Origin of the sequence: Undibacterium hunanense (genome assembly GCF_014284335.1) — a bacterium.
Classification (GTDB): domain Bacteria; phylum Pseudomonadota; class Gammaproteobacteria; order Burkholderiales; family Burkholderiaceae_D; genus Undibacterium; species Undibacterium hunanense.
On sequence record NZ_JACOGF010000003.1, the window covers coordinates 491,411 to 506,148 of the forward strand.

9 protein-coding genes and 1 tRNA gene are annotated in these 14,738 nt (G+C 51.8%); 1 reads left to right on the forward strand and 9 read right to left on the reverse strand.

Features of this window, described 5'->3' with window-relative positions:
- Positions 1-52 precede the first annotated feature (52 nt).
- The 9 genes from H8L32_RS08280 to H8L32_RS08320 form a co-directional block, all read right to left on the reverse strand.
- On the reverse strand, positions 53-2,425 hold the full coding sequence (locus tag H8L32_RS08280) for a glycoside hydrolase family 127 protein (RefSeq protein WP_329605163.1): 2,373 nt from the start codon (positions 2,423-2,425) through the stop codon (positions 53-55).
- Positions 2,426-2,480: 55 nt separating this feature from the next.
- A complete protein-coding gene (locus H8L32_RS08285) occupies positions 2,481-3,515 on the reverse strand; it encodes an arabinan endo-1,5-alpha-L-arabinosidase (protein ID WP_186946677.1) in 1,035 nt (344 codons plus the stop codon).
- 63 nt (positions 3,516-3,578) lie between these two features.
- On the reverse strand, positions 3,579-5,150 hold the full coding sequence (locus H8L32_RS08290) for an alpha-N-arabinofuranosidase (protein ID WP_186946678.1): 1,572 nt from the start codon (positions 5,148-5,150) through the stop codon (positions 3,579-3,581).
- Positions 5,151-5,190: 40 nt separating this feature from the next.
- Positions 5,191-7,140, reverse strand: coding sequence for a glycoside hydrolase family 97 protein (locus H8L32_RS08295; RefSeq protein WP_186946679.1), 1,950 nt, complete (start codon positions 7,138-7,140; stop codon positions 5,191-5,193).
- A 163-nt stretch (positions 7,141-7,303) separates the two neighbouring features.
- Complete coding sequence (locus H8L32_RS08300) at positions 7,304-8,071, reverse strand: SDR family NAD(P)-dependent oxidoreductase (RefSeq protein WP_186946680.1); 768 nt, start codon at positions 8,069-8,071, stop codon at positions 7,304-7,306.
- 91 nt (positions 8,072-8,162) lie between these two features.
- Entirely contained in the window at positions 8,163-9,734 is a 1,572-nt protein-coding gene (locus H8L32_RS08305; RefSeq protein WP_186946681.1) for an aldehyde dehydrogenase (NADP(+)), read from the reverse strand.
- Positions 9,731-10,723 carry an AraD1 family protein gene (araD1, locus tag H8L32_RS08310; RefSeq protein ID WP_186946682.1) on the reverse strand — a complete coding sequence of 331 codons (993 nt, stop codon included), beginning with the start codon at positions 10,721-10,723 and terminating at the stop codon, positions 9,731-9,733. Before araD1 ends, H8L32_RS08305 begins: the two co-directional genes overlap by 4 nt.
- 55 nt (positions 10,724-10,778) lie before the next feature.
- Complete coding sequence (locus tag H8L32_RS08315) at positions 10,779-12,521, reverse strand: IlvD/Edd family dehydratase (RefSeq protein ID WP_186946683.1); 1,743 nt, start codon at positions 12,519-12,521, stop codon at positions 10,779-10,781.
- A 170-nt stretch (positions 12,522-12,691) separates the two neighbouring features.
- Positions 12,692-13,795 (reverse strand): aldose epimerase family protein, encoded by a 1,104-nt coding sequence (locus H8L32_RS08320; RefSeq protein WP_186946684.1) that lies wholly within the window; start codon positions 13,793-13,795, stop codon positions 12,692-12,694.
- 401 nt (positions 13,796-14,196) lie between these two features.
- Here H8L32_RS08320 and H8L32_RS08325 point away from each other — a divergent pair.
- Positions 14,197-14,286 (forward strand) — tRNA-Ser (locus H8L32_RS08325).
- Positions 14,287-14,738 lie beyond the last annotated feature (452 nt).

A 14,738-nucleotide genomic window follows, 5' to 3' on the forward strand; every position in this document is an offset into this window, starting at 1 on the left:
CTTTGAATATAGCCGACAAATCTTATATCACGAGTTCCGCTCCATATGAAAATCAGGGCTTACGCAATAAGCGCAAACCGTACAAACCACCCGCCATCGATCCAGGCTGTGCAACAAAGCGCACTGTCAGTTTGCCCCCGGCACTAGCCACGACATCAGCCGGAACCGGTATATCCAGATCATAAATATCTTCGGCATGATCGGCTGTTAATACCAATGTCTTGAGCAAATGATCGTTGATATAGATATCAAATCTCCGCCCAGCGTCGGTTCTTGTAAAACTAAGACGCAGGCTGCCTGCCTTGCCCTCTTTGTCATTCAATTCGTAACTGAACCAGCCACTGGTATGACGCCAGTGCCGCCCCAAATGGATACCGGCATCAGCGCCCTCGCCCTTGAAAAAGTGATCTGATTCGGGCTGTTGTTCGCCCGGTGCAACCTGGTCTATGGTCTGCGCATCCAGGGCCAGGCGTCCGGCTTCGGCGGCGGCTGCTTCGGACCAGCGGCTGGCGAGATTTTCTGGACTGGTTTGTGGCCAGTAAATCGTGTATCGGGCCTCATGCAGGCGGAAGAATGGAAGTAAGGTAACAATCTGCTCACTTTGTACCCCCTGCCCCGACATCATCACCGGTGCAGTAAATTGCAACGGTTTACCCTTGACTGGCCTGATCTTGCGCATGAAACTGTCCACATCGTCCACCAGCACGGGGGCTGCTTCCAGTGGGCATACCGGCCCTTTTGCAATATGCCCCATGCGGCTATCGTCGGCAAAAAAGTTCAGGCTTTCGTTGGCAAACTGATTTGCAAACAGACTGGTTCTGGCAGCCAGCACAATGGGGCCATGCAGAATCGCATAATAATTGCTGGCATCCGGCATGCCTTCCAGCGTGGTCGTCATGGGCAGGCTGATATCCACCTGATCACCTTTTTTCCATGTACGTTTAATCTCGATATAACTGCCCGGCGTGGCTGTTAGCCTGACAGGCACATGATTGACACGCAATTCCAGCTTGCCCGCAGCCACCCATGCCGGGTAGCGAATCTTGAGTGTGAAGTCCTGCCCTTTATTAATAACGATGCGGGTACGTCCCTGATCCGGGAAATCTGTGCTTTGTGTCAGTTCCACCTTCTTTTCACGCCAGTTCAAGGTGGAAGGAATAAACAGATTGACGTACAGACTATCGGCATCATGGGCATAAATGAATTCGCCATACTTGGCATGACTTTCTATGCCTGAACCCACGCAACACCACATCGCCTGGTCCACTTGCGAATACACGCGGTAATGGTTGGGGCGCATGGGCGTGAAATACACCAGTCCGCCCGTATCAGGATGCTGCGATGACAAAATATGGTTGTACAACGCACGTTCGTAATAATCGCTATAACTGGCTTTGGGGTCACTCAAAAACAATAGCTCGGTCAGCTTCAGCATATTGTAGGTATTGCAGGTTTCCGGTCCTTCCACTTCATTGATCATGGACGAGAAATTTTTATCGTCATGAAAATGTTCCTTGACGCTGTTGCCGCCTATCGCCACCGTACGATGGTCATGCACCACCTGCCAGAAAAATGCCGCGGCCTGCTGCCAGTCCTGCTGCCCGCTCAAATCACCTATACGTTTGAAACCGATGACTTTGGGGATTTGGGTATTCGCATGCAGACCATTGAGTTTATCTTCCTTGCGCAACAGTGGCTGCAAGATCGCCTGGTGTGAAAAACGGATTGCCAGGTCCAGATATTTTTTATCGCCCGTCATTTCAGCCACATCGGCAAAGACTTCATTCATGCCGCCATGTTCACTACGCAGCATGGTTTGCATTTGTTCCTGGTTCAGGTGCGTGGCGAGTTCGCCAGCCCAGTCCGCCATTGCGATCAGCATCTCACGTGCATCCCGATTGCCTGCATAACGATAGGCATCGCGCAAGCCGGCATAGGTTTTATGCAGGTTATACCAGGGCACCCACTTGCCATTGACCGAAAAATTATCTGCCTTCAGCTTGCCATCCGCGATGGCCTGCCATGCCGCGACACCACCGGGTATACCGCCCAGGTAACCTGTGTGTTGCACTTGCTGGCATTTCTTCAGTTCTGCGACAAAATAATTCAGGCGATCCAGCACCTGCGTGTCACCAGTAGATGCGACCATCAGCGCCAGGGCCGACAGGTAGTGCCCGCCCATGTGCCCGTCCAGCCCGCTGGATTCCCAGTTGCCATAGCTGGCAACCGGCACCGGCAAACCAGCTTCACGCCGGAACGGAGCCAGCAACTTATCCGGGTCCAGGGCCATCAGATAGTGCAGATTATTGGTTTGTGCTTTTAGAAAGGGGCTCGCCGTCAGTCGTACATCGGCAAGGGGAAACAATTGCGCAGCCGATGCCTCGCCCGATGCAAAGCCCGATATCAGCATGGACAAAGTTGTCAAGGCCAGACACTGCATCAACGTCAAGAGCAACTTATTCAATCCATTAATTTTCATATTATTTGGCAGGCAGCTTCACGCTGCGATAAGTGTTGAGCTGGCTGGCATCCACCACCGGCCACAGGTCGGCATCCCATTGCATGTCGAGAATTTTCAGTTTTTGCAGGTAGTTGTCGGCTGTTTCATAGGCATGCAATACCAGATAATCCTTGCCATCCATGTGATAGGCGCTATTATGTCCGAGCGCCTGCCACTCCTGATTGCCAGTTAAAAACAGCGTGCCGCCACCTTTTGCCATATCCTTGCCTTCCTTGTCCAGGTAAGGTCCGGTCACGGTTTTGGAACGCCCTACGACCAGATGGTAAGTGCTTTTTTCTTTTTGACAGCACAGCCCCCATGAAACGAACAGGTAATAATAATCACCTCGCCTGAAAATGAAGGGTGCTTCTATTTGTGCCGGCCCACCCGATTCATCCGGGGTAAATGCTGGCCGTGCACGCTGCGCGATCGCATGCCATTCCTGTGGTTCTGCCAAGCCTGTCCACGCCGGATTCAGCTTCACCAGCTTGATGCCGGTCCAGAATGAACCAAAGGCCATCCAGGCCTGGCCTTTGTCATCAGTCACAATATTTGGATCGATGGCATTCCATAAATCTCGCCCGGGTATGGATTGCAGGATCATGCCCTGGTCTTGCCAGTGATAGTCTGGCGAGCGTGGATTGAGTGTCTTGTTGACCGTGACCCCGATACCGGATGTCAGTTGGCCAAAACCGGAGACGGAATAATACAGATAGTATTTTCCATCATGAAACTGGATGTCCGGCGCCCAGATAAACCCTCGGAAGCTGGGGGCTGCCTTACGTGCCCAGGCAGGTTCACCAGCAAAAATCCGTCCCTCCGGACGCCAGTCATGCATATTACTGGAACTGTAAAAACTGATTCCTTGCCCCGTGCTGAACAGGTAGTAAATTTCACCCTCTTTCGCCATCACCGGGTCATGCACCACCACTTCCGCAGCCTTGATCTGTGCATGCACAGAAAATAAAAATACGGCAAACACGGTGACAACCAGTTGGAGAAAGCGGCGCTTCATACTATACCTTACCTACTTTTAGACAATCCCCTGACGATACACCGTCAGGGGATTGCAGCTCAACTATTCAAGCGACACGACGATCACTGCCTTGGCAGGGACATTCACGGTCAGCTTGCCCGCCTTGGCAGTGGCATTAAAGCTGGCTGGTTGTATGGCCTGCGGTTGTGCAAAGGTATTGTGTGCGTCCATGGTCTTGGCCGTCAGCACACGGCCTTTGGCGGCAGTCAGTTTTTCACCGGCGACATCAATATCAATACTGACATCCTTGTTGGGATTGGTATTGACCAGCGACAGATACAGCTTGCCATCCTGCCCACGTGCCGCAGATGCGCTGACTTCAGGGATGCTGGTGCCACCGAAACTGTATTCAGGGTTATTCGCAATCGTCAGAGGCAAGGCTGTCGCATTTTGAAATGGCACATACATTTCAAATGCGTGGTAAGTCGGCGTCAGCAGCATCTTGTCTTTTTCTGTCAGGATCATGGCCTGCAAGACATTCACCATCTGAGCAATATTGGTCATGCGTACACGCCCAGCATAGGAATGGAAGATATTGAAATTCAGCGCCGCCACCACTGCATCGCGCAAACTGCTTTGCTGATACAGAAAGCCAGGATTGGTGCCGGGCTCCACGTCATACCATGTACCCCATTCATCCACATCGAAAGAAATCTTGTTTTTCGGATCGTTTTTGTCCAGCTTGGCGACGTTGTTTTTGATCATCGTATCCATACGCAAGGTGTTTTTCAGCGTGGATATCCATTGATCTTCACCAAAACCGATGGCCAACCCTTTCTTGCTCCAGTTACCAGTTGGCAGGGTGTAGTAGTGGAAACTGATCCCGTCAACCCGCGTACGAATGTTTTTAGACAGGTAATCAGTCCAGGTGGTATCGTCATCATGCCCACCACTGGCGATGATTTTTGGCATGTAAGGCTTGGGGGCTTTCAGGAAACTGACGGTTTGGTTGTACAGATTGGTGTAATACTCCGCCGTCATGTTGCCGCCACAACCCCATGCTTCATTACCGACCGCAAAGAAGGCAACCTTGAACGGCTTGTCACGCCCGTTTTTGCGACGTAGTTCTGCCAGTGTCGATTTGCCGTCACCGGTCATGTATTCCATCCATTCTGCCATTTCCTGTGCAGAGCCGGAACCCAGATTGCCGTTCACATAGGCATCTGCACCCAGCAGGTCAACCAGGTCAAAAAATTCATGAGTACCGACAGCATTGCGTTCTTCCACATTGCCCCAGTTGGTATTCATCTTGACCGGACGGCTTTCACGCGCGCCTATGCCATCACGCCAGTGGTATTCATCCGCGAAACAGCCGCCTGGCCAGCGCACCAGCGGCACATGCATCTTCTTCAAGGCACCAATGACGTCATTGCGCCAGCCCTTGGTATTGGGAATGGGTGAATCCGGCCCTACCCACATGCCTTCATATATACCCGTACCCAGATGTTCGGCAAACTGTCCATAAATATTCTTGTTGATGACAGGCCCGGCTTTTTTTGCATCGATGCTGATACTGACTTCATTCGCTGCATGAGCCGGCATGGCCATCGCGGAAAATGCGAGGACTACCGCAGAAAATACGCCTGCTTTGAAACTGGTTTTTAGTATTTGCATTGTTGTCTCCTGGTTTTTATAAGATATTACCTATATTCATTTACTCAAAAACTGCGACAAAGCCGCCATGGGTTTTGATCGTGATCCGGGTGTCTTTCACAGCCTGCACAGGCTGCTGCACAAACGCCCTGCTGCTATCGCCATCGCTTATCATTTGTGCTTTCTTGTCGCCGATAAATGACAGATCCAGATTGACTGTCTTATCGCTGTCTGTCGCATTGATAGCCGCCACATACCAGGCTTTACCGGCACGACGGGCGATTACCACAAACTGCCCCGGGTAACCATCGACGAAACGGCTGTCATCCCATGTCACTGGCAGTGTCTGCAAAAAGCTTTTGACATACGCAGGTACGGTTGCCATGCCTTCGGGTATTTCAGCAAAGTGCTGGATGCCAGACAAAAACAGCACCGATTCCGCCAGCTCAAAACCATTGCGGGTCTTGCGTTCTATCTTGGGAATATCAGCAAACACCATAGGGGTGAAATCCATGGGGTCAAACAGATTACGCGCAAATGGCAGCATGGCTGCATGGGTGGCAACGGCATCCTGATCTTTTTGCCCGAATGTCGTAAATTCCAGCCCCTTGACGGCTTCCATACTCATCAGGTTAGGATAGGTACGCGCCCAGCCGCGTGGCAAGGTTGAGCCATGAAAATTCACCAGCAAGCCCGCATCCGCTGCATCTTTAAGAATGGCGATGTAATACGCGATCATGGACTGACCATCACCGGCAAAAAAATCTACCTTGACACCCTTGACGCCGATATCACGCAAACGGGCAAATTCCTGCTTGCGCTGTGCAGCGGTCAGCAATTGGCTCTTGGGGCTATATTTGGTCGTATTCCATGCGCCGGAAGAGTTGTACCAGACTAGCACGCCGACATTCTTTGTCGCACCGTATTCCACCAGTTGCCTGAGCTTTGCGTAGCCTATTTTTTTATCCCAGTCGGCATCAATGAGAGTGTATTCCCAGTGCATGTCGGCGGCATAATCGATGAATTTTTTCTGTACATCAAAAGTCGTAAAATCATCCTTGAGCAAAGCCCAGCTCCAGGATGCATGACCAGGCTTGACGATGCTGGCATCCATTTTGATGGCGGGCGCTGCCAGGTCAGAACCAAGATTCGAATTCATGATGCCAGGCAAACTGCCTACACCAATGATGCGCCAGGGTGAACGCAACACATCCTTGCTTTCAGCCAGCAAGGTGCCAGCAGTCTTGCCATCAGTGAATACCTCTGCCGCCATGGGCGTACCAAGCTGATAAACACCCCCAGGTGAAGCTGCCTGCAAACGCGATGCATGCCAGCTGCCATCCATATCTGCTTCGGTCAGCACGACCCAGCTATCACCGCTATTAAACAAGGCAGGAAACACCCAGCCAGCCTTCGACGGTGAGGCAGTGCCCACCGGGATATTCATCAGATAATGTTCTTCATAAGACGGGTTGGTATTGGCAAAACCTGTCTGTGCCACGGCGATAGGTTGCAGCCATGCCCTGGCTTTATCATCCAGTGCAAATGAAGTCGTTTCTCTGACGAATTTCTTGAATTTGACAGATGAGTCACTGACGATATAACGGAAAGCCACCCCATCATTCGATACCCTGAACACCACATCCATTTTTTGATGGCTGGCATTTTCAATCGTCACTACCTGTTCATTCGCAGCATAGTGATTGATGCGACGCTTACCCACCAGCATTTCATAAGTATCTGTCACCGACTTGACGGGAGAAGTCTGCGCCAGCTTCAACTGTTGCGTAAAATCGGCGGCATCCAGTTGCAGGCCCAATGCTGATGGCAGTATCACTACCTGGCTATCACGCGCTACGCTATACACCAGTTGCTGCTGCGCCGACAATTCGACTTTCAATTGCAGGTGCTGGTCCGGGCTGGACAAGGTTGTCGCTGCAAGCGTGCTTGCTGCAAAGCTGGTGCCAGCCAACAAGCCCAACAGCATACCAAGGCTAGATCTGATTATCATATTCATTCCCATCTGAAGATAAGGCATGAGTTCACCCCGCCGCCTGTTTTTAAACAGGCGGATCACAAAAATTCGGGGACAACAGGTATTGCTAGACGCTATACGGTCTCAGTCTCGGTCTGAAAGCAGCCGGAATCAAACCAAGGAAATCAAATGCAAGAGATCAAACCCAGCCGCCATCGACGATAAATTCCTGCGCGGTACACATGGCACCATCATCCGCCGCCAGGAACAGCACCATGGAGGCGATATGGGCAGGCATCAGCTTGCTGGGAAGACACTGGTTACGTTTGATTTCCTGCTCGCCCGCTTCATCCACCCACAAATCAATCTGGCGCTGTGTCATCACCCATCCAGGTGACACGGTATTGACCCGTATGCCATGCGCGCCAAATTCGCGCGCCAGGCCACGTGTCAAACCAACGACTGCCGCCTTGGCGGTGGCATACACGGGGTAACCCGCACCCTTGATATGCCAGGAAATGGAGCTGACATTGATGATGGAACCAGCGCCTTTTTTCTTCATGCCCGGCAACACCGACTGGCAGGTAAAAAACATGGGGCGCTGGTTGATGGCGATACGTTCATTCCAGTATTCGACACTGACTTCTTCAGTCTGATGGCGCTGATCATTGGCCGCATTGTTGACCAGCACATCAAAATCACCGATCTCTGCCGCCAGCTCAACCATGGTTTTTTGCAATGCCGGGATATCAGTGATATCGCAATAACGGAACAAGGGTGCAGGCAAACCGGCAGCAGCCAGTTTGTTGCACAGTGCTTCGCTGGCGTCTTTGGCGATATCCACAAACGCCACCTTTGCCCCCTGATGGGCGAAAGCCGTGACCAGTTCTTCGCCGATACCGGTGCCGCCACCGGTAATAAACACTGTCCGTCCCTTGAGGCTGACGTAGTGTGCCAATTGAGTCATGCTATCTCCTGCTTCGTGTTTTATGGTGCTGCTATTTTAAATCGACTAGTGCGCTTATCAAATCGAATACTGTGCCCACTGCATTTTCCATTTACTTCTTGCCCATTACGCCATCATGCCGACGCCATATATTGGCGACATTGTCATCACGCAGGCCAACTGGCAATAAAGCCTGTGGCAAGTTCTGGTAGCAAACCGGACGCAAGAAGCGATGTATGGATGCCGTTCCTACTGAAGTACTGCGGCCATCCGCAGTGGCTGGAAACGGGCCGCCATGCACCATGGCCGTCGCCACTTCGACACCGGTTGGAAAACCGTTGGACAGTATGCGACCTACCTTGCGTTCCAGCACCGGCAACAATGCGCTGGCCTGTTCAAAATCGGCTTCTTCTATCTGTATCGTGGCAGTTAGTTGCCCTTCCAGCGCTTCAGTCACGGCACGCATCTGGTCCACATCACGGCAAACAACCAGCAATGAGGTCGGGCCGAACACCTCGTTCTGCAATGCGTGCCGACTCAGGAAGGTATCTGCACTGGTTACAAACATGGCGGGATTGGCTTTACCTTCTTCGACATCGACCTTGACCAGGGTGTTGACCTCTTCCGCATCGGCCAGTGCTTCTACCCCGTGCTGATAATTGGCTGCGATACCGGGCGTCAGCATGGGTGCGGGTGATACACCGGATATGATCTGGGTTGCTGATTTGACGAACCTGTCCAGGTCTGGTCCATCTACCGCCAGCACCAGACCGGGATTGGTGCAGAACTGACCTGCACCCAGGGTCAGTGAGGTCACGAAATCTTTGGCAATCTCTTCTGCCCTTTGCGCCAGTGCCTGCGGAAACAAAAACAGTGGATTGATGCTGCTCATTTCCGCATACACGGGTATCGGTTGCGGGCGCGCCGCCGCCACAGCCATCAAGGCCAGGCCACCAAAACGTGATCCGGTAAAACCCACAGCCTGTATGGCAGGATGGCGCACCAGTTCCTGACCGATTTCATTGCCTGTACCTGTCAACAAAGAAAACACGCCCGCAGGCAAACCACACAACTGCAAGGCCTTGACGATGGCACGTCCCACCAGCTCGGACGTACCTGGGTGAGCAGGATGCACTTTCAATACCACCGGGCAGCCTGCTGCAAAAGCCGCCGCCGTATCACCACCGGCCACGGAAAACGCCAAAGGGAAATTGCTGGCTGCAAATACGGCAACCGGCCCCAAGCCTATCAATTGCATGCGCAAATCGGGGCGCGGTGGCTGGCGTTCAGGCAAGGCGCTGTCGATACGGATATCCGGCCATGAGCCTTCACGCAATAGATCGGCAAACAATTGCAACTGGCTGATGGTGCGACCGCGTTCGCTTTCCAGTCGTCCGCGCAACAACCCGGTTTCGGCCATCGCACGTTCGATAAGACGATCACCCAAGGCCATGATCTGTTGACCTATGGTCTCCAGCAAAACCGCTCTTTGTTCGCCCGTGCAGGCACGAAACGGATCAAATGCCGCCTGCGCCATGCTGCATGCGGTATCGATCTGTTGCTTGTCCACCGTATAAAAAGCCGGGGCCATGCTGAGCATTTTGGCTGGATCAAATGCCAGGAAAGAGTTACCACTTCCCTTTTCAGCAATGCCGCCTATCAGGGCTTCGCCAGTGATATTCATAGGGCTTTGACCTTGGTAAATTCCGTCTTCCTGACAGACAGCCGATTGCGCAATGCTGGCCCAAATGCTGGAGCTTCAATTTCAAAGGTTTCACCAGCCTTGACGCTGACGCCATCGGCAAAGCTCAGCGTCGCCGTGCCAAAGAAATGGATATGCACGTCGCCCGGGCGATTGAACAAGGAATATTTGAAGTGATGGTATTCAAGGTTGGCAATGGTATGCGACATGTTTTGCTCGCCACTGACAAAGCTCTTTTCCCATCTTGGTTTGCCATCCACGTCATAAATACGGGATGTACCGGCAACATGCTGCGGCAGATCGCCCACCAGCAAAGCCGGACCCAAGCCGCAGGCACGCAATTTTGAATGGGCCAGATACAGATAATTCTGACGTTCAGTCACGTGATCAGAAAATTCATTACCAATAGAAAAACCGATTCGATACGGCAAACCATCGTCACCGATCACGTACAGGCCAGCGATTTCTGGCTCTTCACCGCCATCCAGCGCAAAATCAGGCATGTCCAGGCTTTGACCACTGGCACGCACGACAGAACCATCGCCTTTATAAAACCATTCAGGCTGCACGCCGGTCTCACCTTCTGCCGGTTTGCCACCTTCCACACCCAGGCGGAACATTTTCATGCTGTCACTCAGGCTTTCAACATCGCCACCAATTTTCTTGTGCATGGCATCGCGTGCATCGGCACTGCCCAGATGCGTGAGGCCGGTACCAGTAACATAGCAATGCGCATGATCGCGATGATCAAGCGGTGGCAGCAGACGCCCTTCATTGGCGATGTCTTCGTATTGATAGACCGTGCTACCCAGTGCTGCCGTCGCCAGCTTTTCCAGACCGGTGCCAGACCGGATGGCGGTCTGCGCCAATATGTAAGTACTGGCATAGCCATCAATTACGCGAATCTGGTCTTGTTCCAGCGCCCCCACCAGACGCGTACCGGCTGGATTGGTAAATTGTACGATTAACATAATTTCTCCTGAAGCGTTTTACTGATTCGATGATGGGAATGCCTGACTGCAAAGCTTAATGCGAATGCTTGGGCACTTCAGCACCCCGGCTACCCACCAGAAAATCAAAATCACATCCCTGATCCGCCTGCAAGACGTGATCAATATACAGTTGCTGATATCCGGTTTTATGAGATGGTTGCTGCTTCTCCGCCCGGCTGGCCAGACGTTGCTGCATTTCTTCGTCGGTAACATCCAGATCCAGTTTGCCATTGCGGCAATCCAGCGTGATCATGTCACCATCCTGCACGATGCCCAGCGGGCCGCCGGCCATAGCTTCCGGTGCCACATGCAATACCACCGTGCCGTAAGCGGTGCCGCTCATGCGGGCATCTGAAATTCGCACCATGTCCTTGACACCCTGCGCCAGCAATTTAGGCGGCAAGCCCATATTGCCCACTTCAGCCATACCGGGATAGCCTTTGGGGCCGCAATTTTTCATGACCAGCACAGAATCCGCATCGACATCCAGATCAGGATCAAGTATGCGTTGCTTGTAATGTTCAAAATCTTCAAACACCACGGCCTTGCCGCGATGTTGCATCAATGCAGGTGTGGCAGCAGACGGTTTCAATACTGCACCACGCGGTGCCAGATTGCCGCGCAAGATGCAAATGCCGCCATCGGCCAGTAATGGGTTATCCAGTTGCCGTATGACTTCATCGTTATATACCGGTGCATCCTGGCAGTTTTCCCAGAAGCTTTTGCCATTCACCGTCAATGCATCCTTATGCGGAACCAGGCCACCTTCGCCCAGGCGACGCACAACACCAGGCAAGCCGCCTGCGTAATAGAATTCTTCCATCAAGAAACGGCCAGACGGCATCAGATCGACGATTGTGGGCGTGCCACGACCGACTGTGGTCCAGTCTTCCAGTTCCAGCGGCACACCGATGCGGCCAGCTATCGCCTTCAGATGGATCACCGCATTGGTGGAACCACCAATCGCCGCATTCACGCGTATGGCATTTTCGAATGCTTCACGGGTCAATATTTTGGACAGGCGCAAATCTTCACGTACCATTTCAACGATGCGTATGCCTGACATGTGTGCCAGCACATAACGACGGGAATCGACTGCCGGAATCGCTGCATTATGTGGCAAAGTCGTACCCAGCGCCTCGGCCATGCAGGCCATGGTAGATGCCGTACCCATGGTATTGCAGGTACCGGCAGAACGCGACATGCCAGATTCTGCCGCCATGAACTGATGCATGGTGATGGAACCGGCCTTGACCGCTTCATGCAATTGCCAGACCGCCGTGCCAGAACCAATATCCTTACCATCCAGCTTGCCATTCAGCATGGGGCCGCCGCTGACAACAATGGTTGGAATGTCACAGCTTGCCGCCCCCATCAGCAAGGCAGGCGTAGTCTTGTCGCAGCCGACCAGCAAGACCACCGCATCCATAGGGTTGCCGCGTATGGATTCTTCCACATCCATACTGGCCAGATTGCGCGTCAGCATCGCCGTCGGGCGCAAATTGGATTCACCATTTGAAAACACCGGAAATTCAACCGGAAACCCGCCCGCTTCCAGGATGCCACGTTTGACATGTTCCGCCAGCTTGCGGAAATGGGCATTGCAGGGTGTCAGTTCAGACCAGGTATTGCAGATACCGATAATCGGTTTTCCTTCAAACTCGTGATCAGGTATGCCCTGATTCTTCATCCAGCTACGGTACATGAAACCGTTTTTATCCTGGGTCCCAAACCATTGCGCCGAGCGTAAAGTAAGCTTTTTCTTTGTTTCAGACATCCGGTATCTCCTTGTTTTTATGACGCAGGGTCGCAACCAACACACGCACCCGCGCTTAATACAGAGATACTAAAGACTACAACGATGTCTTTCCAATGACTTTTTATTTGCAATTGATACTGCAATTGATATCGCAGAAATTGAAACTTTGCGTCATCAAGCCCGCATCATCAAGTCTGTATCGAGAATCGATAAATGGAGTTCGAACGATATTCCTCACCAGGCCGCAATACCGTTGAAGGAAACTGTGGCTGATTCGGTGAATCAGGAAAATGCTGCGGCTCTATACAAAAACCGCTATGCAGAGCATACGTCTGCCCCTTGCCGGCAAGGCTGCCATCCAGAAAATTCCCGCTATAAAACTGCACACCAGGCTCATCCGTCCATAGTTCCAGCACGCGACCAGATACAGGCTCATGAACACGCACCCCAAGGCTGGTTTCCTTTACTGCCGTCTTGTTCAGGACAAAGTTATGGTCATAGCCCTGACCATGCGCCAATTGCGGATCATCATGGCCTATGCGTGCACCAATCGCAGTCGCCCGACGAAAATCAAAGGCAGTACCCGCCACCGGCACCGGTGCACCGGTTGGTATCAAACCGGCATCCACAGGTGTATAGGCATCCGCATTAATCATGACCTCATGCCCCAATATTGAACCCTGCCCTGCCAAATTGAAGTAAGCGTGGTGAGTCAGATTGACTGGCGTTGCCTGGTCCGTGACTGCGTGGTAGCGGATGTGAAACTGATTATCATCATCCAGCTCATAAGTGACCGTTACATGCAGATTGCCAGGGTAGCCCTGCTCGCCATCTTCACTGAAGTAACGCAGGCCAAGGCCAACACTATGACGCGTTTGAAACGGCGTCGCATCCCACTTCACCCTATAAAAACCGCCACTACCACCATGCAAATGGTTAGCACCATTGTTGCGGTCAAGCTGATACATCTTTCCATCCAGCACAAAGCGCCCTTGCGCAATGCGATTACCATAACGCCCTATCAACGCCCCAAAAAATGAGGATTCACCCAGGTAAGGCTGCAAATCAGCAAAACCCAGCGTCACATCCGCCAGCACACCATCGCGGTCAGGCACATGCAGTTCAGTAATAATGCCACCAAAATCCGTCACCTTGACCAACATGCCCTGGCGATTGCGTAGCGTGTATAGATTGATGACCTGCCCATCATCCAGATGACCAAAAACGCTTTGTTGAAGGCTTGGCTCCTGGACTTCCTTTTGAGTTTCATTCGTGAATTGTTCAGCGGACATCATGAGAGTTTTATAGATAAGACGAGGACTAAAAATCAGCTTGCCAGTAATGCCCAGGTAAATGCAGACGGGCATAAACCAGCAATGCTTAAGCCATACTGACAAATACATATCAGCAAAACCATATCGCCGAGATAATATTCTGACGGGCGAAATTACCCAAGCTCATCATAAACTGCACCGAAAAATCCATCCAATCACATTTTCAGCATTTTCGATATCGGTTTTGGTATAGCACTTTGAGCACGTTCAAACCAAAACCTGGCTTGATGTCACGACCAAGGCCGCCCAATCTGCCTGAGAGACCTCCGGCGATTGCAGCACAGGGGAGTAGCCATTTTGATTTGAGCCATTTCTTTGCTATAATCACAGGCTTCGCTTGCTAAGCGAACAACCAAGCCGGAGAGGTGGCAGAGTGGTTGAATGTACCTGACTCGAAATCAGGCGTAGTAGCAATACTATCGGGGGTTCGAATCCCCCCCTCTCCGCCAAGACAATATCCGAAGAACTACAAAACGAACAGCAAACCCAGATGAAACCTAAATTTCATGCGTTTTTGTTTTTTTACTTCCGTTTTCGCTGTTTAGAATCCAACTTTCTTCCGAATACAGTTCAGGATACACCTTGAACTCACAGCTTGCGGTGCCCCGCAGTTTCTAAGCAAATCCCCTGTACAGATATTGAAGTACGAACCACTAAGTCCGTCTCTTCGATGAATGAGGCTTGAGGTTGGGTATAAGCCCTAGCAGGGGATGCTATGGTAGTACAATTGCACACACACCGACAAGGAATTGGTGATTACGATTAATCCCTATTACTTCGAACGTGGTCAATTTAAAAAACGGCAAGTCTGTTCATGTGCGAGATCGTGTATGTGGATTTCACTGTATCCCTAGTGCATCGCTTCAAATTTAGTAATTGACTAGCCTGACAATCATAGGAA

Coding starts and splice junctions, on each gene's coding strand:
- H8L32_RS08285 (WP_186946677.1), bottom strand. CDS start 3,515: ATGAAGCGCCGCTTTCTCCAACTGGTTGTCACCGTGTTTGCCGTATTT.
- H8L32_RS08290 (WP_186946678.1), bottom strand. CDS start 5,150: ATGCAAATACTAAAAACCAGTTTCAAAGCAGGCGTATTTTCTGCGGTA.
- H8L32_RS08295 (WP_186946679.1), bottom strand. CDS start 7,140: ATGATAATCAGATCTAGCCTTGGTATGCTGTTGGGCTTGTTGGCTGGC.
- H8L32_RS08300 (WP_186946680.1), bottom strand. CDS start 8,071: ATGACTCAATTGGCACACTACGTCAGCCTCAAGGGACGGACAGTGTTT.
- H8L32_RS08305 (WP_186946681.1), bottom strand. CDS start 9,734: ATGAATATCACTGGCGAAGCCCTGATAGGCGGCATTGCTGAAAAGGGA.
- araD1 (WP_186946682.1), bottom strand. CDS start 10,723: ATGTTAATCGTACAATTTACCAATCCAGCCGGTACGCGTCTGGTGGGG.
- H8L32_RS08315 (WP_186946683.1), bottom strand. CDS start 12,521: ATGTCTGAAACAAAGAAAAAGCTTACTTTACGCTCGGCGCAATGGTTT.
- H8L32_RS08320 (WP_186946684.1), bottom strand. CDS start 13,795: ATGTCCGCTGAACAATTCACGAATGAAACTCAAAAGGAAGTCCAGGAG.